The organism is Micromonospora sp. NPDC127501 (genome assembly GCF_040302185.1).
Classification (GTDB): Bacteria; Actinomycetota; Actinomycetes; order Mycobacteriales; family Micromonosporaceae; genus Micromonospora.
In genome coordinates this window covers 265,549-287,038 of the sequence record NZ_JBEORJ010000011.1, presented here as the reverse complement: position 1 = coordinate 287,038, position 21,490 = coordinate 265,549, and the positions used below count along the sequence as shown (strand labels likewise).

Annotated in this window: 17 protein-coding genes; 3 read left to right on the top strand and 14 right to left on the bottom strand. The window is 73.4% G+C overall.

All coding sequences use genetic code 11. The features are described from left to right. Positions 1-108: 108 nt before the first annotated feature. Together ABTW72_RS24780 and ABTW72_RS24775 are read right to left on the bottom strand one after the other, a co-directional pair. The gene (locus ABTW72_RS24780; protein WP_350862247.1) at positions 109-2,553 is read right to left on the bottom strand and encodes a transposase; all 2,445 of its coding nucleotides are present in this window, start codon (positions 2,551-2,553) and stop codon (positions 109-111) included. Between the two features lie 39 nt (positions 2,554-2,592). Then, entirely contained in the window at positions 2,593-3,534 is a 942-nt protein-coding gene (locus tag ABTW72_RS24775) for a SatS C-terminal domain-containing protein (protein ID WP_350862225.1), read from the bottom strand. A 160-nt stretch (positions 3,535-3,694) separates the two neighbouring features. Here ABTW72_RS24775 and ABTW72_RS24770 point away from each other — a divergent pair, with 160 nt between their 5' ends. Continuing rightward, on the top strand, positions 3,695-4,033 hold the full coding sequence (locus tag ABTW72_RS24770; protein WP_091394524.1) for a PadR family transcriptional regulator: 339 nt from the start codon (positions 3,695-3,697) through the stop codon (positions 4,031-4,033). A gap of 21 nt (positions 4,034-4,054) precedes the next feature. Here ABTW72_RS24770 and ABTW72_RS24765 read toward each other — a convergent pair whose 3' ends face one another. From ABTW72_RS24765 to deoC, 10 genes are all read right to left on the bottom strand, one after another. Further along, complete coding sequence (locus ABTW72_RS24765) at positions 4,055-4,729, bottom strand: permease prefix domain 1-containing protein (protein ID WP_350862223.1); 675 nt, start codon at positions 4,727-4,729, stop codon at positions 4,055-4,057. Positions 4,730-4,797: 68 nt separating this feature from the next. Beyond that, positions 4,798-6,588 carry a thiol reductant ABC exporter subunit CydC gene (gene cydC / locus ABTW72_RS24760; protein WP_350862221.1) on the bottom strand — a complete coding sequence of 597 codons (1,791 nt, stop codon included), beginning with the start codon at positions 6,586-6,588 and terminating at the stop codon, positions 4,798-4,800. After that, positions 6,585-8,261, bottom strand: a complete 1,677-nt coding sequence (gene cydD / locus ABTW72_RS24755) for a thiol reductant ABC exporter subunit CydD (protein WP_350862219.1) — start codon at positions 8,259-8,261, stop codon at positions 6,585-6,587. Before cydD ends, cydC begins: the two co-directional genes overlap by 4 nt. Then, on the bottom strand, positions 8,258-9,265 hold the full coding sequence (locus ABTW72_RS24750; protein WP_350862217.1) for a cytochrome d ubiquinol oxidase subunit II: 1,008 nt from the start codon (positions 9,263-9,265) through the stop codon (positions 8,258-8,260). Before ABTW72_RS24750 ends, cydD begins: the two co-directional genes overlap by 4 nt. 10 nt (positions 9,266-9,275) lie before the next feature. Next, on the bottom strand, positions 9,276-10,529 hold the full coding sequence (locus tag ABTW72_RS24745) for a cytochrome ubiquinol oxidase subunit I (RefSeq protein ID WP_350862215.1): 1,254 nt from the start codon (positions 10,527-10,529) through the stop codon (positions 9,276-9,278). 556 nt (positions 10,530-11,085) lie between these two features. Beyond that, positions 11,086-11,991: a M56 family metallopeptidase gene (locus tag ABTW72_RS24740; protein WP_350862213.1), complete on the bottom strand. Its 906-nt coding sequence runs from the start codon at positions 11,989-11,991 to the stop codon at positions 11,086-11,088. A gap of 10 nt (positions 11,992-12,001) precedes the next feature. Next, the gene (locus ABTW72_RS24735) at positions 12,002-12,475 is read right to left on the bottom strand and encodes a BlaI/MecI/CopY family transcriptional regulator (protein WP_091394501.1); all 474 of its coding nucleotides are present in this window, start codon (positions 12,473-12,475) and stop codon (positions 12,002-12,004) included. Positions 12,476-12,868: 393 nt separating this feature from the next. Then, positions 12,869-13,693 carry an aldehyde dehydrogenase family protein gene (locus ABTW72_RS24730; protein WP_350862211.1) on the bottom strand — a complete coding sequence of 275 codons (825 nt, stop codon included), beginning with the start codon at positions 13,691-13,693 and terminating at the stop codon, positions 12,869-12,871. Further along, positions 13,686-15,116, bottom strand: coding sequence for an aldehyde dehydrogenase family protein (locus tag ABTW72_RS24725; RefSeq protein WP_350862209.1), 1,431 nt, complete (start codon positions 15,114-15,116; stop codon positions 13,686-13,688). The genes ABTW72_RS24730 and ABTW72_RS24725 overlap by 8 nt, the downstream gene beginning before the upstream one ends. A 6-nt stretch (positions 15,117-15,122) precedes the next feature. Then, positions 15,123-16,082 carry a deoxyribose-phosphate aldolase gene (deoC, locus tag ABTW72_RS24720; protein WP_091394490.1) on the bottom strand — a complete coding sequence of 320 codons (960 nt, stop codon included), beginning with the start codon at positions 16,080-16,082 and terminating at the stop codon, positions 15,123-15,125. A 134-nt stretch (positions 16,083-16,216) separates the two neighbouring features. Here deoC and upp point away from each other — a divergent pair, with 134 nt between their 5' ends. Then, positions 16,217-16,849 (top strand): uracil phosphoribosyltransferase, encoded by a 633-nt coding sequence (upp, locus tag ABTW72_RS24715; RefSeq protein ID WP_124862038.1) that lies wholly within the window; start codon positions 16,217-16,219, stop codon positions 16,847-16,849. 72 nt (positions 16,850-16,921) lie between these two features. Beyond that, a complete protein-coding gene (locus ABTW72_RS24710; protein ID WP_238684464.1) occupies positions 16,922-17,599 on the top strand; it encodes a GOLPH3/VPS74 family protein in 678 nt (225 codons plus the stop codon). A 13-nt stretch (positions 17,600-17,612) separates the two neighbouring features. On the opposite strand, the gene ABTW72_RS24705 is transcribed toward ABTW72_RS24710, so the two are convergent. Next, positions 17,613-19,280, bottom strand: coding sequence for a phospho-sugar mutase (locus ABTW72_RS24705; RefSeq protein WP_350862206.1), 1,668 nt, complete (start codon positions 19,278-19,280; stop codon positions 17,613-17,615). Between the two features lie 48 nt (positions 19,281-19,328). Beyond that, positions 19,329-21,398 (bottom strand): serine/threonine-protein kinase, encoded by a 2,070-nt coding sequence (locus tag ABTW72_RS24700; RefSeq protein WP_350862204.1) that lies wholly within the window; start codon positions 21,396-21,398, stop codon positions 19,329-19,331. Positions 21,399-21,490 lie beyond the last annotated feature (92 nt).

Genomic DNA, 21,490 nt, shown 5'->3' with positions numbered 1-21,490 from the left:
CCTCGGCGTTGAGGTGGGCGCCGTCGATGACGAGCCGGGCCACGGTGGGGTACCTGCCGGTCTTCAACATGCGCGTGAGGTAGGCGCTTCCGCGTGTGAGAAGGGGGATCAGGACTGGTAGCCCGCCGAGCGGTACTCGTACTCCCGGTCGTCGTCGCGGTCCCCGTGGTCGCGGCTGAAGTCCCAGCCGCCGGCCGCCTCGCGACCGGGCCGGCCACCCACCGCGAAACCGCCGATCTCCTGGCCGCGACGCCAGCCACGGAAGTAGCCGGTCGTGTTCTCCGCGAGGCTCGCCGCATCACGCACTATCCGCAATGGACGCTCCTCGCGCAGCGGCGAACCCGGCACCAGGTTGGCCTGCGGCACGCGCTTCGGCAGCCCGGCATTGGTCTCGGCGCCCACCGCCGGGCGGGCGGCCTGCTCCGCGGCCTGCCAGCCGGTGTCGGCCGTGGTCGACCAGTCCAGGTCGGACTCCTCGGCCTGCCCGACGAACCAGGCCGACTTGGCCTGCGCGAAGATCAGCAGATCGCCGTCGCCCTCGTCGGCGACCGGCGGCGGCCGGTGCTCCATCGGCGGTGGTCGGTGCTCGACCGGGGGCGACGGCCGGTGCTCGGCGGCGCGCTCGGTGCGGGCGGCCGCCCGACCGTTGCGAGCGGCCTGCTCGCGGTCGACGAGACGCAGCGGTGGCGTCTCCAGGTGCTGGTCCGCGGGAGGGCTGAGCCCCTCGCGCAGCGCCCTGTCGGCCAGCGGCGGCGGCTCCACCAGCCGCAGCATCGGCGGCTCCGGTGGCAGGTCGTCCGCCAACCACGGTGGGGTGACCCGACCGTCGGCCCGACCCGGGTCGGTCGGGGCGTCGACACCGCGGCTGCCGCCGTACGAGTAGGCCACCGGGTTGTTCGGTGAGCTGTCGGACGGATCTTCCGGGTTGTTGACCAGCGGCCAGTTGGCACGGGAGCCGGGCGGTGCGGCCTCCTGACCCGGGCGGGGGGTCGGCACCGGAATGCTGAGATCGGTGGCGCTGAACCCGCCGGTGGGTGCCTCGTCGACAGGGCGTTGCAGGTGGCTCGGCCGGGGCTCGCCGTTGGTCTTGGGGCGGGGCGGAATGACAGTCCGCTGCCGCTCGGCCCGCGCGTTGTTGATCGCGGCGGTGGTCAGCGTCGGCCGGAACGGCTCACCGGCCTCGGCCGGCGGCACCGTGCCGCGCTGCGCCGGCGCGATCGGGGTGATCCCGGGCGGCGGAGGCGGCGGCGAGGAGACGGGCCGGTTGGTCGGGCCGTCGATCCGGCTGGGCAGCGGCTCGCTGCGACTGGGCAGCGTGGACGCCGGCGGACCAGCCATCGCCGCCGGAGTCATCGGCGCGGGTGCGACCGGCGGCGGCGTGACCGGGGCGGGGGCGACCGGCGGTGGCCCGAGCGGGCGGGGCGACGCCAACGGCGCGTTACCGGGGACCGGCTCGGGACGGCTGCGCCGCCCGACAGCGGGTGCCGGGTCGGCGGCTGCCGGGGTGGGTCGGACCGACCGCAACCCGGCGTTGGTGCCGGCGAGGCCGGTCAACCCGGCGTTGGTGCCGGCCAGGCCGGTCAGCTCGCCGACGGACTCGCCACGGCGGGCCGCGGCCCGGCGGCCGGGTGCCTGGGCAGGCGTGCTGACCCGTGAGCTGAGCGCGCTGACCAGCGCCTCACAGCCGGCGTCGCAGGCCCGTACGGAGGCGACGGCCTGGCGGACCGTCTCGGCCACCGCGGACGTGAGCGCCCGGTTGACCGCGGCACGTCGGGGTGTCTCGGAGATGGCGACCCGCAGGGCGGTGACCGCCTCGTTGATCTCCTCCGCGTCGGCGACCCCGTCCGCGGCGAGGTGCGCGGCGATGGCATCCGCCGCGACCGACACCTCGCGGCCCCGGGCCACGGTGCCGCCGAGCATGCCCGGCTCGGGCAGCGCGTCCAGCACGGCCAGGGAGACCGGCTCGGCCGGGTCGGGGTAGGCGCGCAGGGCCGCCGGGTAGAGCTCACGCAGGACCTCGCGCAGCGCCACGGCGGCGGAGTGTCGGCCACTGGCCAGCGCGGCGTGCGCGGAGAGCACCTGCTTGTAACCGGCGAGGTCCCGGGGTGCCGGCAGGGTGACGGCGGAGAGCGCCCCCGCCTGCAACGCGCGGGCGAGGCCGACCGCCCGCCGTTCGGCCGGAGGTGACTGCATCTCCTCAAGGGAGTCGTCGTCGGCGAACCGCTCGGCGAAGTCGTCCACCGAGTCGTCGTCGGCGATCGCCAGGGGTCGCCCCGCCGCGCTCAGCAGCGAGGTGACCGTGTGGTCGTCGCTGTCGGCGGCGATGGCCGCACCGCTCGGCCCGCCCGACCGCTCCACGAGCAGCGCGACGAGCTGGGCGTAGCCAGCGGCGTCATCGCTGATCTCGCAGACATGCAGCAGACGGCCTGCGTCGTCGACCACAGCGGACGTCAGCGTCGAACCGGCGGAGGCCGGTCGGTCAGCCGGATCCGCCGAGGCCAGACCGCAGTAAACGCGCACGAGCGCCACGGCGTCGTCCTCCTCCCGGGACAGGTCTTTCCTCTGCCAGCAACTGATGCTCCCCGGTACGGGTCAGTCGCGCCAGTCCACCACCGCAGAGATCTTGCCGACAATGGTGCGCCAACCCAAACTTGCGGTCTGCGCCCCGATCTTCTTCAGCCGTCGCCGAGCCATGAACGCGCCGATCCCACCGTTGGCGGTGCCACGCAGCGCCTCGTCCAGGTCGTCGAGGCTGGAGCCGGCGGAGAGCATGTCGAGTACCGCAGGCAGCCGCAATGCGTACGAGAGGTCACGCGCGGCCTCGCCCGCCTCGATCAGCAGGGTCGAATCCCACGTGTCGTGTCCGCCGCGCAGGTTCTCCACGACCAGGTCGAGCTCGTAGGTGTCCTCGTCGAGCGGAGCGATATCTGCCGGCTCCACCCGTTCGGACAATTCATTCCAGCTGTCCAGTTGGGACAGATCGTTGGGCGCACCGGATCGGATGAAACTGACAAGCGACTCGGGGGTCTTGAACAGCAGCAGCTTGCCTCGGTGGCTGAGGAAGACCGGCACCTCCTCGTCGTCCGCCTCGTCCGTGACGGCCTCGTCCGACTCCTCGTCGGTCGCGGTGGCGGCGCCGTCCCGGCGGCGCGTCGACTCGTCGTCCTCGTCGGCGAACTCCTGGGCCAGCTCCTCGTCGAGGATGACGACGGTCTCGTCGTCCTCCTCCTCCTCGATGACCTGGCGGCGGGCGAGGAACGGATCGTCCTGGTCGCGCTCGGTCACGTCGGTCGGAGTCAGCGAGCTGGCCGGTCGGTACGCCCGGAGCGTGAAGCCGGTGCCGGCGGGCAGGGCGATCTCCACTGGGTCGATGCGCAGCTCGTCCCAGAGTGAGCGGTCGGTCGATGCCGACGGGCGCTCGGTCTCGTCTGGCTCGGCCGCGCCGGTGGTGTCGTCGAGCTCGGGCTCGTCGGCGTCGGGCCGTTGGGGCGACTGGCGGGCCACGCTGACCTCCGTGTGCTTCGGGTTGCCCACCCACCGGGGTCTCTGACCGGCGAGTGACTCTGGGCACATACCCTAGTCGGCGGCCCTGGGTGACCGATGCCCGCACCCCGGTGGCCGGTTGGCGCACGGGTCCGACCTGCTGGTCGTCACCGCTGGCGAAGCGGCGGTTCGACAAGTAGCGTAGCTACGTATGAAGGCCCAGGCGCTGCACGGCCATCTCGACGCTCTGCTGCTCGCCGTGCTCGAACAGGGCGCGCTGCACGGCTACGCGATCATCGAGGCGCTGCGCGCCCGCAGTGACGGCAGTCTGGATCTGCCCACCGGCACCATCTATCCGGCACTCCGTCGCCTGGAACGCGCCGGCCACGTGGCGAGCACCTGGAGCACGGTCAGCGGCCGGGAACGGCGGACGTACCAGCTCACCGACTCCGGCCGGCGGGCGCTGGCCGGGGAGCGGGCCGGTTGGCGCGAGTTCCAACTGACCGTCGGCCGGTTCCTCGATCCCGGCAGCCCGCCCACCCCGGCCTGACCCGCTCGGATCCGACGCCGATCAGCGGGCGGCGGCCAGCAGCCAGCCGCGCGCCGCGCGGGTCAGCGAGAAGTAGGCGCCGCCCACCAATACCGCCCCGATGATCATCGGCGGCCAGTGCAGCGCCGCGTCCCAGAGGTTGAGTGACCAGGTGAAGAGGGCGCTACCGGCCACTATGCCGAGGACCAGCACGCCGGTCAGGCCGGCGCCCACCGCGCGCTGGGCCAGAGCCAGGCCCGGCCGGGGCGCCCGCGCGCTCGCCCAGACCACCAGCAGACCGGCCACCGCGAGCAGCAGCGCACCCATCCAGATCCAGTCGACCGAGGCGGCGAGCAGCAGGTAGCCGGCCGGGGGACGCGGGCCACCGCTCCAACTCGACCCACGCCAGGTCAGATCACCGGCGACCACCCCCACCCCGGCGATGGCCAGCATCCGCAGGGAAAGCCCACGCAGGGCGCCCACCGCCAGCTCGGCCTGCCAGGACGGGAGCAGCTGCGCCGGTGAGCCGAACTCCACCACCGCCCGGCGCTGCGCCTCGGTGGGTGGCACACCGCTCTCGCGGTACGCCTCGACGGCGTCCAGCAACCCGTGCCGGGCCTCGGTCAGCAGGTCGGACTTGAGCCGCGCCGGCCCCTGCAGTCGAGCGGCCAGCTCCCGCAGGTGCTCGTCGACCATCACGTCCTCACCGCGCCCCATGGCACCACAGTGCCATGGACTCCGGCCGGTCGACGTCCGGGAAAACCCTGGTCCGCCCCCGAGTCGGGTCAGGGGGCGAGCGCCAGGTAACCCCGTTCGGCCGCGGCCTGGAGCAGCCACTGGTCCCGGTACCAGCCCGGGGCCGCGACCAACTCGGCGTGCCGACCGCGCTGGATCACCCGGCCGCCGTCCAGGACCACGATCTCGTCCAGCTCGGCCAGCCCGCTGAGCCGGTGGCTGATCAGCAGCACCGAGTGCCCGGCGGGGGTGGCGGCGAGGGCGGACGCGAGCACCGCGTCCGCTGCGGTCGGGTCCAGACCTTCGGTGGGCTCGTCGAGCACCAGCACCGGCGGCGCGGCGAGCAGGGCCCGGGCGAGCGCGAGCCGCTGCCGCTGCCCACCGGAGAGCTGCCCGCCCTCCTCGCCGACCAGCGTGTCCCAGCCTGCCGGCTGAGCGCGGACCCAGTCCAGCAGGCCGGCGGCGGCGGTAGCGGCGGTCAGCTCCTCCTCGCCCGCTCCGGCCCGCCCGAGCAGCAGATTCTCCCGCACCGTGGCATGGAAGACGTACGCCTCGGCCAGCAGCCCGCCGACCGCGCGCGGCAGCGCCTCCTCGGCGTACGCCGAGAGGTCGTGACCGTCCAGGGTGACCCGGCCGGACGCGGGCCGGACGGTGCCGGTCAGCACGGCGGCCACTGTGCTCTTGCCGGCGCCGCTCGGGCCGACGACCGCGATCCGGCGTCCTGCCGGCAGGTCCAGACTGAACCCGTCCAGGGCGGGTGCCGCACCGGCCCGGTACCGCACTGTCACGTCGACGAAGCGCAGCTCGTGCGGGCCGGTCAGGTCCGTTGGACCGGTCGCCGGCGGCGCGGTCGGCGGGTCGGCGTCGAGCAGGTCGGCCACCCGGGTCAGGCCGGGCCGCAGCTGCGTCCACTGTCGGGCCGCCGCTACCAACGCCAGCGTCACCTCGACGGCGGCCAGTGTGCCGACGGCCAGGACGCCCACCAGCACCCCCGGCACGTCGGCGGCGAGCGCGACCAGCACCACCGCCGCGGCGGTCACGCCGGCGGCCAGCACGCCGGCCGCGTCCACCGCGAACCCGGTGGCCGCGAGCCGACGTTCCAGCCGGGCCAGCCGGTGGGCGCGCTGCGCGGCGGCGCGCAGCGTGACGTCGGTCGCCCCGAACGCGGCCAGGTCGGCCGCGCCGTGGGTGAGGTCGATCGCGTCGGTGGCCAGCGCACCCCGCAGGGGGGCCACCTCGGCGGCGCTGCGACGGGTGACCGCGGTGGCCAACGCGGGCAGCGCCACCCCGGCGACCAGCAGCCCGACGGCGAGCGCGCCCGCCGCCGGTGGTGAGATCAGCGCCGCCACGGCGACCGCCGACACTCCGACCACTGCCGCCGCCGAAGCGGGCACCAGCACCCGCAGCAACAGGTCCTGGACGGCCTCCACGTCGGAGACCAGTCGGCTCAGCACGTCCCCCGAGCGGTGCGCCGTGCCCCGGCGGGCGGCCAGGGTGGCGAAGACCCGGGCCCGGACGTCGGTGATCATGCGGAGCACCGCGTCGTGCCCGGCGAGCCGTTCGGTGTAGCGGAACACGCCCCGGCTGATCGCCAGCGCCCGGACCGCGACGATCGCCACGGTGAGGCGGTCCAGTGGAGGCTGACCGGCGGCGCTCATCAGCAGCCAGGTGGCGGTGGCCATCAGGGCCAGCCCGGCGAACTCGGTGGCGGCCGCCAGCAGCCCGGCTCCGACCAGGCGGCCCAGGTACGGCCGGGCCAGTCGCAGCACGGCCCGCTCGGCGGCGGCCCGCCCGGCCGGTGCGGCGTCGGCCACCACCGCCGGCCTGTGTTCGGCGGTCATCGGGCGGCCTTCCCGGTCGGTTCGGGTGTCAACTCGGTGACCCGACCGTCCTCGATGCGCAGGATCCGGTCGGCGTCGGCCAGCAACGCCGGTCGGTGCGCGACCAGCAGCGCCGTCCGCCCGGCGACCAGGCGACGGGTGGCGTCGAGCACCACCGCCTCGGCCGCCGTGTCGAGTCGGGCGGTGGGTTCGTCGAGCAGCACCACCGGGGCGGCGCGCAGGAACGCCCGGGCCAGTGCCACCCGCTGCCGCTGCCCACTGGACAGCCCGTGACCGCGCTCACCGAGCAGGGTGTCCAGGCCGTCGGGCAGGCCGGCCACCACGTCGTCCAGGGCGGCGTCGTGCACCGCGGCGGTGAGTACGTCGGCAGGGGTGTCCGGTGCGCCGAGGCGGATGTTGTCAGCCAGCGAGGCGGCGAAGAGGTGGGCCCGCTGCGGCACCCAGGCGAGCTGCCGGCGCCAGGCGTCCGGGTCGGCGGTGGTGAGGTCGACCCCGTCCACCGTGATCCGGCCGCTGGTCGGCACCACAAAACCCAGTAGCAGGCCGAGCAGCGTGCTCTTGCCGGCACCGCTGGGCCCGATGATGGCGATCCGCTCGCCGGGCCGGATGGTCAGTGTCACGTCGCGCAGGGCGGTGGTCCGCTCGTACGCCACGGTCACCCCCTCGAACCGGATCTCGGCCCGAGCGTCCGGGACGGAGGCGCCCTCGGCGGCCCGGGGCGCGGCGGGTGCGGCGGAAACCGTCAACGCCTCGTCCAGCGCGGCCAGCCCCTCCATGCTGGCGTGGAAGCGGCTACCGGCGGCTCGCAGCGGCAGGTACGCCTCCGGGGTCAACAGCAGCACCAGCAGCGCGGTCTGCAGTGCCAGCCCGCCGCCGAGCAGGCGGATGCCGACCGGCACCGCGACCAGCGCCACCGAGAGGGTGGCGACCAACTCGAGGACCAGCGCGGAGAGGAACGCGATCCGCAGCGTCTTCATGGTGGCGACGCGGTGACCGTCGGCCATCCGGCGCACCACGTCGGTCTGCGCCCGGGCCCGCCCGAACGCGCGCAGCGTGGGCAGCCCGGTGACCATGTCGAGGAAGTGCCCGCCGAGCAGCGCGAGCCGCCGCCACTGCCGCTCGGTGGCGGCCTGCGCCTGCCAGCCGAGCAGCGCGCCGAAGACCGGGATCAGCGGCAGGGTCACCGCGATGATCACCGCCGAACTCCAGTCGGCGAAGACGACCCGGGCCAGCACCGCCACGGGCACCGTCACGCTGAGCACCAGTTGCGGCAGGTACCCGGTGAAGTACGCGTCCAGCGCGTCCAGCCCACGCCCGGCCAGGGTGGCGATCTCACCGGCCCGCTGCCCGGCCACCCAGCCGGGCCCGTGCCGTCCCACCGCGCCGAGCAGGTCGGCCCGCAGCGTGGCCTTGACCGTGGCGGCGACCCGCGCCGAGACCGTGCCCTGCGCCCAGACCAGGGCCGAGCGGGCGGCGACCGCGACCACGAAGCCGGCCAGCGCCGGTCGATCCAGCCGACCGTCGATCGCGGTGGCCAGCAGCGACGCGAGCGCGGTGGCCTGCGCCACGATCAACCCGGCGGCCAGCACCCCCAGGAGCGCGAGCACGGCAAGGTCGCCCCGGGCCGCAGGGACCCGGCGCAGCAGACGCGGGTCGAACGGACGGCGGCTCACCAGTACACCGGTGCCCTACCGTCGGTCCGTCCTCGGAAAACCCACCAGCACATCGCCTGGAAGCCTAGTAGGGCCGGAAGTAGCGGCAGCGCCACCCAGCCCAGCAGCCGCAGTGTCGGCGCGCTGGCGGCGGCGTCGGCCACCCGCAGCGAGGCGTCCGGGTCGGTCGTGGACACCAGCACGTAGGGCCAGAGAGCGGCTCCGACCAGCAGCACCGGCAGCGCCAGGGCGGTGCCGGTGGCGACCAGAGCCCACCCTGGCCGCCGCCGGGTCAGCGCCGCGCGGGCCGCCAGCAGCGCCGCCACCAGCAGCACCGGTAGGAGTAAGGCCGCCCCCGGCCGCTGCACGGAGTCGCGTACCCGGGCGGAGAGCAGGCCCACGACGGTGGCCAGGGCGACAGCGGTGAGCGCCACTGGCACCAGCCGGCGGGCCGTACGACCGACCACGGCGGCGGCCTCGGCCGACAGCCGCACTGTGAGGAAGGTCGCCCCGTGCACCGCGACCACTGTGACCATGGCCAGCCCGGCGGCGGCCGCGAACGGGGTGGCCAGGTGTGTCACCCCGGCGACGTGCCCGTCGGCCTGGAGGGGTACGCCCTGCAACAGCGCGGCGAGCAGCGCACCCCAGCCCAGCGCGGCGAGGGCGCTGCCGATCATCACGACGCGGTCCCAGCGGGCCCGGATCCGCTCGTCGTCGGGTCGGCTGCGCAGCTGTACGCCGACGGTGACCAGGATGACGCCGACCAGGGCACCGGCGACGACCGGATAGCAGCCGGCGAGCAACTCGCCCTCCAGGAGGGGGAACGCGCCGAAGAGGATGCCCACGGCGGCCACCAGCCAGACCTCGTTGCCGAGGAAGAACGGGCCGAGCGCGGTGAGCGCCTCCCGCCGCCCGGCCGGGCCGACGCCGCGGGCGAGCAGCAGCCCGACGCCGTAGTCGTAGCCGGCGAGCACCAGGTAGCAGGCGAAGAAGAGGCCGAGCAGGGCGTACCAGGCGAGGTCCACGGTCTACTCCTCAGAGGAGGGCGGGTTCGGGGTGGGCCGGCTCGCTGGGCGGTGCCGGCGGGCGGCCGAGCGCCGGGTCGGCCGCCCCGCGCCTGGCGTGCCGGGCGAGCAGCACCCAGTTGGTGACGGCGAGGGTGCCCAGCAGCAGGCTGAACCCGATCAGCGAGGCGAGCATCAGCGGTGCGCTGACCGGGGAGACGGCCTGCTCGGTGGGGAGCAGCCCGTACGCCACCCAGGGTTGACGGCCGACCTCCCGGGAGATCCAGCCGAGGATCACCGCGATGAACGGCAGTGGCAGGGCGAGCAGGATCAGCCAGAGCGGGAAGCGCAGTCGGATGACCCAGTCCCGGAAGAGCAGGGGCAGCAGGAGCCAGACGCAACCGAGGGTGAAACCGATCAGGATCATGAAGCCCAACCCGACGCTGGCCAGCACCGGCGGGGTGTAGTCCCCGGGGCCGAACCGCGTGGTCCACTCGGCGATCATCGCCTGGCTCTCCGGGCCGTCGCCGCCGAACTTGGTCGGCTGCACCGCGCCCACCGGGCCGAACTGGGCGAAACCGAAGCCCTGCACCATCGTGATGGCCAGTGCCGCGGTGACCAGGCCGATCCGCAGTGAGGTGCGGAAGAGCGCGAAGTCCGGGGTACGCCGGATCAGGTGCCCGGCGCTGACCGCCGCCATCAGCATCCCGCCGACCAGCAGCGCCGCCGAGACCACGTGCCCGAAGGCCATGCCGAGGCTGGGGTTGGTGAGCAGCGCACCGAAGTCGGTGAGGTGGGCGATCCCGTCGCGGACCTCGTAGCCGACCGGATTCTGGAGCCAGGAGTTGGCCACCATGATCCAGAACGCTGAGGCGTACGCGGTGATCGCCACGCCCCAGAGCAACGCGAGGTGGACGCCCTTGCCGAGCCGGTGCCAGCCAAAGATCCACATGCCGAGGAACGTGGACTCCAGGAAGAACGCCACCAGCGTCTCGATGGCCAGCGGCGCGCCGAAGACGTTGCCGACGTAGCGCGACAGGCCGCTCCAGTTCAGCCCGAACTGGAACTCCATCACGATGCCGGTGGCGATGCCGAGCACGTAGTTGATCACGTAGAGCTGGCCCCAGTAGCGGGTTAGCCGCTCCCACTTCGGGTTGCCGGTGAGCACCCAGGCGGTCTGCATGCCGACCAGCAGGGTGACCAGGCCGAGCGTGACGACCACGAACAGGAAGTGGATCGAGGTGGTGGTGGCGAACTGCAGGCGGGCGAGGAGCAGGGTGTCCATGACCAGCCCTCCATAGCGTTGGCTCCCTTGTCGTAGCCACCCTACACGTAGTTTGCCTACTGGTAGGAACTACTACGCGCCGTCGTAGGCAACCCTACTACGCCACGTAGTACATGGGGGGAAGCACTCGATCCTGGATGTGGTGGTTCCAAGGCCCCGGGATGCCCCTCGATCCTGGATCGAGTGCGATCTTGCGAGGGAGTGCCGGGCGCGCGGTGCGGGCGCGGGCGCGGGCGTGCGGGGGCTGGCGCGAGCGTGCGGAGCTGGCGCGCGGGGGCGTGGGGCGGGCGCACGGGGCGACGGTGCGGGGCGAGGGCTCGGGGGCCCGCGTGGGGTGCGGCCGCGTGGGGTGCGGACCGGGCGGCCCGCGCGTCGGGTGCGGGCCGGGCGGGCGGCGCGTGGAGTGCGGACCGGGCGGGGCCGCGCGTGGGGTGCGGGCCGTGCGGGCGGCGCGTGGAGTGCGGACCGGGCGGGCCGCGTGTGGGGTGCGTTGCGGCGCACGAGGCAGCGCCCTGGGCGCGTTCTGCCGCGTGGGCTCAGTGACGCCTTGTGGGCGTCAGCTCAGGAAGAGGGTGACCGGGAGGGCGACAAGGGTGGTGGCGACAGCGAGGGCGGTGGCACCGAGAACCCGGGGCGGCCGGTCGCTGACCAGCAGCCGCTGCACCCGTACGTCGAGATCCCGGTCGCCCATGCCGAGCGCACCGGCCGGGGTGATCCGGTGCCCGGCGGCGGCGAACCGGCGCAGCGCACCCGCCAGCGGGGCCTCGGCGTGCAACTCGCGGGCCTTGTCGTCGGCGCGCATCTCGACCAGCAGGGCGACCCGCTCGTGCGCGTCGCGCACCCAGCCGAACCACGGCAGCGCCCGGCACAGCGCGGTGAACGGCAGTAGCACGAGGTCGTGCCGCTCGTGGGCGTGCGCACGCTCGTGGCTGAGAACCGCGGCCAGCTCGGCCCGGTCCAGCAGGCTCAGGGTGCCGGCGCTGACCACCACCTGCGGCTTGACGCCCGGCAGGCAGTACGCGGCGGCGCTCGGATGATCCAGCACCAGCGCGCCCGGCGCGGCCGGGTCGTTCCGGGCGACCAGGGAGAGCAGGTCCCGGTGGCGACGCTGGGCGCGTACGGTGCCGTGGATGCTGCGCACGGTCGTCGTGACCAGTACCGCCCCGATGCCGAAGCCCACGCCGACGCCGGCCAGGTGGAACGTGCCCACCCCGATCGGCAGGGCGCCGTGGGCGAGGTCGTTGGCCAGGGCGAGCAGTGCGCTACCGGTCGGCCGGTCGTACGCGCTCAACCCGAGCGCCATCGGCAGGCCCATCGCCGAGAGGCCCAACGCCAACCCGACGGCCTGCCAGCAGATGATCGCCACCCGGGGGCTGCGCCACGTCCAGGTGGAGCGGGCCAACACCTGGGCGGTCAGATAGCAGGCCAGCATGGTGGCGGCGAAGTGCACGGCGTAGGCCATGGCGCGCGCCCTACCGCTCCGCTGCCTCGCCGGCGGGTCGTCGGCCCGCCGGCCCGTCCACCCGGTCGGTCAGGGCGTCGGCCCCGCCCGCGTCGCCGCCGGTGGAGCCCGGCCCGGTCAGGCCGGCCTCACTGCCGAGGGCCGCTCGCAGCACCTCGGCCTCGGTGCCGGTCACCGAGCGGGCGAAGCGCACCAGCGCGGCGTCCCGACTGCCACCCAGGTCGAGGGCGTCGAGCATGAGCTGAGCGATGTGCGCCTCGCGGCTGGCCGCCGGACGGTACCGCCAGGCCCGACCCTCCCGCTCCCGTTGCACCATGCCCTTGCCGGCGAGCCGGTCCAGCACGGTCATCACCGTGGTGTACGCCAGCTCACGGCCATCGAGCGCGTCGGCCACCTCGCGTACGGTCACCCCGTCCGACGTGCCGGGAACCACGTCCCACAGCACGTCCATCACCGCACGCTCAAGATCGCCCAACCGAGTCACGAAACAATCCTACCCCCGGTAGTAGACCCCCACCGACCCAGCCGCCCCCGCTCCACCACCCCCACCCACCCCCACCCCACCCCAGCGGTGATCATGAGGTTGACCGGCTCGACGGAGATCAAACACCCCGCCAACCCCATGATCACCAGCCAGGATCGGCGGATCAGCGGGGAAGCGGGGCAGCGGGGGGCGCGGGGACGTACCCGGTGGGGCGGGGCGGCCGACGGCCCGCTGACCGGTAACCCAACCCGAGGCAGTACACCCGAGCTGACCCACCCGACGAACCCGGCCCACGTCAGGTTTTCGGGGGAGCCCCACCCGCTGAGGGATCAAGCCTGACCGCCCGGAGCGGGTGGGGCTCCCCCGAAAACCCAGAAGGCCGAGAAAAGACGATCACACCCCCTTGGGGTGCCACACCGTCTTCGTCTCCAACAGCGTCGTCATCCGGTCCAGGCCCGGGTCGACCGACCAGTCGTGGTCGGCCGGAGCCGGCCGGAGCACCCGCTTGAGGTTCTCCGCCGCCTTGACCTCCAGGTCGGTGGCGAGCGCGGCGTCGGTGACCCCGGTCAGGTCGATCGCGTTGACGTCCATGTGCGCGGCCAGCGTCGGCGCGGTCTCGGTGATCGCGCCGGTGAGGATGTTGACCACACCGCCAGGCAGGTCGGAGGTGGCCAGCACCTCGGCCAGCGTCACCGCCGCCAGCGGCTCGGTCGCCGACGCCGCCACCACCACTGTGTTGCCGGTGACGATCGCCGGGGCGATCACGCTGACCAGGCCGAGCAGCGCCGGACGCTCCGGGGCGACCACCGCGACCACGCCGGTCGGCTCGGGCGCGGAGATGTTGAAGTACGGGCCGGCGACCGGGTTGGCGCCGCCGTACACCTGGGCCAGCTTGTCGGCCCAGCCGGCGTACCAGACCCAGCGGTCGACCGCGGCGTCCACCTCGTCGCCGGGGATGCCCAGGGCGACGAACTGCTCGCGGCGGCCCTCCAGCATCTCGGCGGCCCGGTAGAGGATCTGACCCCGGTTGTACGCGGTCGCGCCGGCCCAGCCCTTGACGGCGGCGCGGGCGGCGACCACCGCGTCCCGGGCGTCCTTGCGGGAGGCCAGTGACACATTCGAGGACTGCACGAGATACGACCGTCCCGACTCGCTGCGCGGGAACTTCCCGCCGATGAAGAGCTTGTACGTCTTGCGTACCGCGACCCGCTCAGACATTGAGGTAGCCCTCCAGCCCGTGCCGGCCGCCCTCGCGACCGTAGCCCGACTCCTTGTAACCACCGAACGGCGAGGTGGGGTCGAACTTGTTGAAGGTGTTGGCCCAGACCACGCCGGCGCGCAGCCGGTCGGCCATCCACAGGATGCGGGAACCCTTGTCGGTCCAGATCCCGGCCGACAGCCCGTACGGCGTGTTGTTGGCCTTCTCCACGGCCTCGGCCGGGGTGCGGAAGGTGAGCACCGACAGCACCGGGCCGAAGATCTCCTCGCGGGCGATCCGGTGTGCCTGGGTGACGCCGGTGAAGATGGTCGGCGCGAACCAGAAGCCCCGATCGGGCAGGTCGCACGGCGGTGACCAGCGCTCGGCGCCCTCGGCCGAGCCGGCGTCGGACAGCTCGCGGATCCGCTCCAGCTGGGCGGCCGAGTTGATCGCGCCGACGTCGGTGTTCTTGTCCAGCGGGTCACCGACCCGGAGCTGAGCCATCCGCCGCTTCAGCGACTCCAGCACCCGGTCGGCCACGTTCTCCTGGACCAGCAGTCGCGAGCCGGCGCAGCAGACGTGCCCCTGGTTGAAGAAGATGCCGTTGACGATGCCCTCGACGGCCTGGTCGATGGGTGCGTCGTCGAAGACGATGTTGGCGGCCTTGCCGCCCAGTTCCAGGGTGAGCTTCTTGCGGGTGCCGGCGACCGACCGGGCGATGGCCCGGCCCACGTCGGTGGAGCCGGTGAAGGCGACCTTGTCCACGCCGGGGTGCTCGACCAGCGCGCGGCCGGTGTCGCCGGCACCGGTGAGGATGTTGACCACACCGGCCGGCAGCTCGGCCTGCTGGCAGATTTCAGCGAAGAGCAGCGCGGTCAGCGGGGTGGTCTCGGCCGGCTTCAGCACCACCGTGTTGCCCGCCGCGAGCGCCGGGGCGATCTTCCAGGCCAGCATGAGCAGCGGGAAGTTCCACGGGATGACCTGCGCAGCCACGCCGATGGGCCGCGGATTCGAACCGAAGCCGGCGTACTCCAGCTTGTCGGCCCAGCCCGCGTAGTAGAAGAAGTGCGCGGCGACCAGCGGCAGGTCGACGTCCCGGGACTCGCGGATCGGCTTGCCGTTGTCCAGCGATTCCAGGACGGCCAGTTCGCGGGAGCGCTCCTGGATGAGCCGGGCGATCCGGTACAGGTACTTCGCCCGGTCCCGGCCCGGCATCGGGCCCCAGACCTTGTCGTACGCCTTGCGGGCGGCGCGCACCGCGCGTTCCACGTCCTGGGCGCCGGCCTCGGCGACCTCGGCCAGCACCTCCTCGGAGGCGGGGTTGATCGACTTGAAGCTGCCACCGTCGGTCGGGTCAACGAACGTGCCGTCGATGAACAGCCCGTACGAGGGTTTGAGGTCCACCACCGAGCGGGACTCGGGGGCGGGGGCGTATTCGAACATCGGCTATCAGTCCAGGGTGAAGTAGTCGGGACCGGAGTAGGTGCCGGTCGTCAGCTTGGTGCGCTGCATCAGCAGGTCGTTGAGCAGGCTGGACGCGCCGAAGCGGAACCAGTCCGGGTCGAGCCAGTCCGGGCCGACGGTCTCGTTGACCATCACCAGGTACTTGATCGCGTCCTTGGTGGTCTTGATGCCACCGGCGGGCTTCACGCCCACCTGCCGCCCGGTCGCCTCGCGGAAGTCACGGACCGCTTCCAGCATCACCAGGCTCACCGGCATCGTCGCCGCGATCGGGACCTTGCCGGTGGAGGTCTTGATGAAGTCGCCACCGGCCAGCATGGCCAGCCAGGAGGCCCGCCGGACGTTGTCGTAGGTGGCCAGCTCGCCGGTCTCCAGGATCACCTTGAGGTGGGCGTCCCCGGAAGCCTCCTTGGTGGCCACGATCTCGTCGTAGACCTCCTTGTACCGCCCGGCCAGGAACGCACCCCGGTTGATCACCATGTCGATCTCGTCGGCGCCGGCCGCGACGGCGGCCCGGGTGTCGGCCAGCTTGATCTCCAACGGCGCCTGACCCGACGGGAACGCTGTCGCCACGCTGGCCAGGTGCACGGCGGAGCCGCGCAGCACCTCCGCCACGTAGGGGACCATCGCCGGGTAGACGCAGACCGCGCCGACGTGCGGGCAGGACGGGTCGGCCGGGTCCGGACGCAGGGCCTTCGCGGCGAGCGCGCGCACCTTGCCCGGGGTGTCCGCCCCTTCCAGGGTGGTCAGGTCGACCATCCGGATCGCCAGGTCGATCGCCTGGGCCTTGGCGGTGGTCTTGATGGAGCGGGTGCCGAGCTGTGCCGCCCGCTGCTCCGCGCCGACCTGGTCCACGCCGGGCAGGCCGTGCAGGAAGGTCCGCAGAGCGGTCTCGGATCGTCCCAGCTCGGAGAGCTCCGACCGGGCCGACGTCGTTGTCGCCGTCATGCCGAGAAGTCTACGCACCAGACCACCGAGTGATCTTGCTCACGACCGCTCGATGACGTGCCGACGTGAGCGACGTCCCCTGGTCCGACCGCACCCGCACCGCCGCGCGGTACGGACCGGTAGGTTGAGCGATCGTGGACGTACACGTCATTGACCACCCGCTGGCCCAGTCCAGGTTGACTGCCATGCGGGACGCGCGCACCGATTCCTCGACGTTCCGGGCGGCGCTGCACGAACTGACCACCATGCTGGTGTACGAGGCGGCGCGCACCTTCCCCGTCGAGCGGTACCCGGTGCAGACGCCGGTCACCGGCACCGAGGGCACCCGGCTGGCCAATCCGCCGCTGCTGGTCCCGGTACTGCGCGCCGGCCTGGGCATGGCGGACGCCGCGCTGGGCCTGCTGCCCGAGTCGTCGATGGGTTTCGTGGGCCTGGCCCGCGACGAGGTGACCTACGAGCCCCGCGCGTACATGGAGTCGCTGCCCCGCGACCTGGCCGGGCTGCCGGTGCTGGTGCTGGACCCGATGCTGGCCACCGGTGGTTCGCTGGAGCACTCCTGTCGGCTGCTGGCCGATCGGGGCTGCACCGACATCACGGTGCTCTGTGTGCTCGCCGCCCCGGTCGGCATCGAGCGGCTGGAGCGCTCCGGCCTGCCGTTGCGCCTGGTCACGGCCTCGATCGACGAGGGGCTCAACGACCGCATGTTCATCGTCCCCGGCCTCGGCGACGCCGGCGACCGCCAGTTCGGTGGCATGCCCCGCTTCTGAGGCGATACCCGGTCGGTGCCGGGTCCGGCGGGTCCGTGCGCGGGGTGCCCGGACCCGCTACCGTCTCCGGCCATGACTGGTGTTGCGCTCGCCGAGGAGTTGCTGCTCCTCGCCTACGACGACACGACCGGCAAGGCGACCATGCCACGGATCAGCCTGGACCTGGGCATGGCCGCCGCGGTGCTGGTCGAGCTGGCTCTGGCCGGCCGGATCGCGTACGCCGACGGGTCCCTGACGGTGATCGACCCGACGCCGACCGGCGAGCCGTTCAGCGACGATGTCCTCAGCCGGATCGCCGCCGACACCCCGCACACCCCGGCGTCCTGGGTGCAGCGTCTGCGGCACGGCCTGCGCGACCGGATCCTCGCTGACCTGTGCCGGCAGGGCGTCGTCCGGGACGTCGACGAGACCGAGCTGGGCTTCATCCACGTGCACCGTTACCCGGTCGTGGACACCTCCGTCGAGGCGGAGACCCGGCAGCGGCTGGCCGAGGCGCTGACCGGCGCGGCAGCCCCGGACGAGCGGACCGCCGCGCTGGCCACCCTGGTCGTGGTGCTCCGGATGGAGTCCGCGCTCGGCGTGAGCGGCGAGGCCGCCGCCGACGCCCGCCGTCGGCTGACGGAGATCGCCACCGGCGCCGGGTTCTCCGGCGAGGTGAGCACCGACGACTCGGTGGTCCGCCCGTCGGTCGGCCTGGTCGTCGCCGCCCTGGCCAGGGCCGTCGACCAGGCACTCGGCCCGCGCCGCTGACCCGAGGCGCCGGTCAGAGCCCCAGAGCTGCGGCGATCTCGCCACGCAGGGCGGCGACCGCCTGCGCCGCCCTGCTGCGGGCCGTCTGGACGTCACCGTCCACGACCGGTTCCACCACCTCGAGGTACGCCTTGAGCTTCGGCTCGGTGCCGGACGGGCGGATCACCACCCGGGCGACCGCGGTCCGCAGGATCACCACGTCCGACTCGGGCAGCAGGTCCCGGACGCTGTCCACCGGCTGCCCGAGCAGGGTGGTCGGGGTGTGCTTGCGGATCCGCGCCATCGCGTCGGCGATGACCCGCAGGTCGTCCACCCGGACGGAGAGCTGGTCGGTGTGGTGTACGCCGAACTCGGCGGCCAGCTCGTCCAGCCGGTCGGTCAGCGTACGACCCTGCGACTTCAGGCCGGCGGCCAACTCGGCCACGGTCAGCGCGGCGGTGATGCCGTCCTTGTCCCGGACGTGTTCCGGGGCCACGCAGTAGCCGAGCGCCTCCTCGTAGCCGAAGACCAGCGGCGCGCTTCCGCCGCCGGCCCGCACGATCCACTTGAAGCCGGTCAGCGTCTCGTCGTAGGGCAGGCCCCGAGCCGCGCACATCGCCCGCAGCAGTGACGACGACACGATGGTGGTGGCGTAGAGCCCGGTCACCCCCCGACGCATCAGGTGGTCGGCGAGCAGGACGCCCACCTCGTCGCCGCGCAGCATCCGCCAGCCGTCGCGGTCGTCCCGGACGACCACGGCGCAACGGTCGGCGTCCGGGTCGTTGGCGATGGCGAGGTCCGCGCCGGTGGAGTCGGCCAGGGCGATGAGCCGGTCCACCGCACCCGGCTCCTCCGGGTTGGGGAACGACACGGTGGGGAACGCCGGATCCGGTTCGGCCTGGTCGGGCACCACCCCGGGGGTCGGGAAGCCAGCGCGGGCGAAGGCGGCGGTGAGCACCGCAGCGCCCACCCCGTGCAGCGGGGTGTACGCCACCGTCAGGTCCCGTGGCCCGTCCGGGTCGATCACCCCTGTGGCCCGTTCGACGTACGAGGCGACAAGGTCGTCGCCGAGCACCTGACCGGGCTCGCCCAACGGCACCTGGCCCAGCGGTCCGACCGATCGGATGGCCGCCTCGATACCGGCGTCGGCGGGTGGCACGATCTGCGCGCCCGCGCCCAACTCGCCGCCCAGCTCCGCGCCGAGGTAGACCTTGTAGCCGTTGTCCTGCGGCGGGTTGTGGCTGGCCGTGACCATCACGCCGGCGACACCGCCGAGGTGCCGCACGGCGTACGCCAGCACCGGGGTGGGCAGCGGGTAGGGCAGCAGCAGCGCCGGGCGGCCCGCGCCGGTGGCCACCTGGGCGGTGCGCTCCGCGAACTGCCGGGAGCCGTGCCGGGCGTCGTACCCGATCACCAGCGGGCCGGTGCCTCCCTGGGCGGCGAGCCAGGTGACCAGGCCGGCAGCGGCCTGGGTGACCACGGCGAGGTTCATGCCGTTCGGGCCGGCGCGCAGCGGGCCGCGTAGGCCCGCCGTGCCGAAGGTCAGCGGGCCGGCGAACCGGTCGGCCAGCTCCGGGGCGCTCGCCGGCAGCCGGTCGAGCACCGCCGTCAGCTCGTCCCGGCTGACCGGGTCGGGGTCGTCGGCCAGCCAGCGCCGGGCTTGCTCGCGAATGTCGTCGATGTCAGTGGTGTCCGCCGCCATGCCCCTTGATAGCACGGCGGCGGATCACCCCTGTGGGTTCCCTCCGGCTCAGCCGTTTCCGGTGAGCTGGAACGTCCGCGCCATCTCCTCGAAGATCGGCTTGCTCTCCGCGAACTTGGCGTCCGTGGCGGTGAGGTAGAACGAGTACGCCTTGCCGTCCTGGGCCACGCCCCGCCAGATGCCGTGCCGCATCGCGTCACCCTCGCCGCAGGTGTACTCGAATTCCGCTGCCGGCTTGCTGGCCAGCTCGGTCTCGGTGGAGGAGATCTGGTTGTACGGCTTGACGCAGGAGGTGCTCCGGGTCTTGAGGCCGTTCTCGGCCGTCTCCGCCCACCGGACGGAGCTGCTGCTCCACTTCTCGGTGATGATGCGGACCTTGCGGCCGCTGTCGGCCGGGTCGATGTAGTCGGTGTACGAGCCGCCGGTGGCCTTCTTCCAGCCCTTCGGCACCATGACCTGGATTCCGCGGGCCGTGTGCTCCTGCATCTCGACAGTGGGAGCCGCCGGGGCGGACGACGCGGTGGGCTGCGCCGCCGGGGTGTTCGGCGGGGGGTCTTCGCCGCCGGAGAGCGCCACCACGGTGAGCAGCAGCACGACGACCAACCCGCCAGCCGCGGCGAGTTGCACCTTGCGCGGCCAGCCCTTGACCGTGGTGACGAGCTGACCACCGGTGGCCCGGACCTTGTCCAGCGCGCCGCCACCCGAAGCGGCGGGCGTGGTGGCCCAGGGCTGGCCGGTGCCCGGCACCGACCACTGGTTGCCGCCGCCGTAGGTGCCGCCGACGCGCTGGGTGGCCTCCGGTGCTGCGCCGCCGTACCCGACCTGCTGGGTGGCATCGGCCGGGCTGCCGTAGCTGACCCGCTGGGTGGCGTCGGGGTGCCCGCCGGCGTCCACCCGCTGGGTGGCGTCCGCGTTGCCGCCGTAGGTGCGCCCGGCCGCCGGTCGACCGGGAGCCGGCATCGCGCCGGTCGGCGTGTGCAGCGGGCCGGCCAACGCGTCGGCGCTGGTCTCGTCGAGCCCACCGGTGGAGTCGGCCGGGCGAGCTGCCTGCGGGCGCTCCCCCCGGCGCAGCGAGGCCAGCCGGTCGGTCAGGGACTCGCCCGGGGCCAGCATCGCCTTGCCACCGATCTGGCTGTCCGGCTTCGGCTCCGGCTGGGCCGGCGGGAGGACGGGGATGGGGCGCTGCTGCACCGGCACCACGGCGTACGGGTCGGTGACCGAGTGCACAGCCGTCGCGGTGCTGCCCAGCGGGCCGGCGAGCAGTTCGCGCAGCATGGCCCGGGAGGTGTGCACGTCGAGTCGGCGCGCCGGGTCCTTCTCGAGCAGACCCATCAGCACCCGGGTCAGCGGGCCGCTGCGCTGCGGTGGGGCGGGCGGGTCCTCCACCACGGCGTGCATGGTCTCGATCGGGTCGCCCTTGTCGAACGGGGGCCGCCCCTCGACAGCGGTGTAGAGCGTCACACCCAGCGAGAAGAGGTCACTGGGCGGGCCGAACTCCTGCCCCATGGCCCGCTCGGGCGAGATGAAGTGCGGCGAGCCGAGCACCATGCCGGGGGTGGTGAGCTGAACGTCGGTGGGCATCCGGGCGACCCCGAAGTCGGTCAGCACGCACCGCCCGTCGGTGCAGATCAGCACGTTTGCGGGTTTGACGTCACGGTGCAGCACACCGATCGCGTGCGCGACCTCCAACGCGCCGAGCAGCGCGATGCCGATCTTGGCGACGGCGCGGGGCGCGACCGGCCCGTCCTCGATCACCATGTCGGCGAGGCTGCGGGCGTCCAGCAGCTCCATCACGATCCACGGCCGACCGGCCTCGGTGACCACGTCGTACACCTGCACCACCGCGGGGTGCTGGATGGCGGCGGCGGCGCGGGCCTCGCGCAGGGTGCGTTCGTACATGGCGTCGCGGTCGCTGGGGGCCAGCCCCGGGGGCAGGACGACCTCCTTCACCGCCACGTCACGGCGCAGCAGGGTGTCTGTGGCGCGCCACACCGTGCCCATGCCGCCGTTGCCCACCGAGGACCGCAGCGAGTACCGGCCACCAATGGTGGTGCCGGGCGCCGCTCGTCCGTTGGCGGGACTAACTGGTCCGCCGCTCCACGTCGGGATCTGAGTCACAGAAAAGCCACCGGGGGAAATCGAGGGGGGCTGGGACACAACCCCCCTATCTTGCTGGTTCCGACGCCCGATGTGAAAGCCGACGCGGCGGA

What these genes read in the sequence shown, in the direction of transcription:
- ABTW72_RS24770 (WP_091394524.1), top strand. Translation starts at nt 3,695, where the DNA reads ATGAAGGCCCAGGCGCTGCACGGCCATCTCGACGCTCTGCTGCTCGCC.
- ABTW72_RS24745 (WP_350862215.1), bottom strand. Translation starts at nt 10,529, where the DNA reads ATGGACACCCTGCTCCTCGCCCGCCTGCAGTTCGCCACCACCACCTCG.
- ABTW72_RS24730 (WP_350862211.1), bottom strand. Translation starts at nt 13,693, where the DNA reads ATGTCTGAGCGGGTCGCGGTACGCAAGACGTACAAGCTCTTCATCGGC.
- ABTW72_RS24765 (WP_350862223.1), bottom strand. Translation starts at nt 4,729, where the DNA reads ATGGGGCGCGGTGAGGACGTGATGGTCGACGAGCACCTGCGGGAGCTG.
- deoC (WP_091394490.1), bottom strand. Translation starts at nt 16,082, where the DNA reads ATGACGGCGACAACGACGTCGGCCCGGTCGGAGCTCTCCGAGCTGGGA.
- ABTW72_RS24725 (WP_350862209.1), bottom strand. Translation starts at nt 15,116, where the DNA reads ATGTTCGAATACGCCCCCGCCCCCGAGTCCCGCTCGGTGGTGGACCTC.
- ABTW72_RS24740 (WP_350862213.1), bottom strand. Translation starts at nt 11,991, where the DNA reads ATGGCCTACGCCGTGCACTTCGCCGCCACCATGCTGGCCTGCTATCTG.
- cydC (WP_350862221.1), bottom strand. Translation starts at nt 6,588, where the DNA reads ATGACCGCCGAACACAGGCCGGCGGTGGTGGCCGACGCCGCACCGGCC.
- ABTW72_RS24705 (WP_350862206.1), bottom strand. Translation starts at nt 19,280, where the DNA reads ATGGCGGCGGACACCACTGACATCGACGACATTCGCGAGCAAGCCCGG.
- ABTW72_RS24710 (WP_238684464.1), top strand. Translation starts at nt 16,922, where the DNA reads ATGACTGGTGTTGCGCTCGCCGAGGAGTTGCTGCTCCTCGCCTACGAC.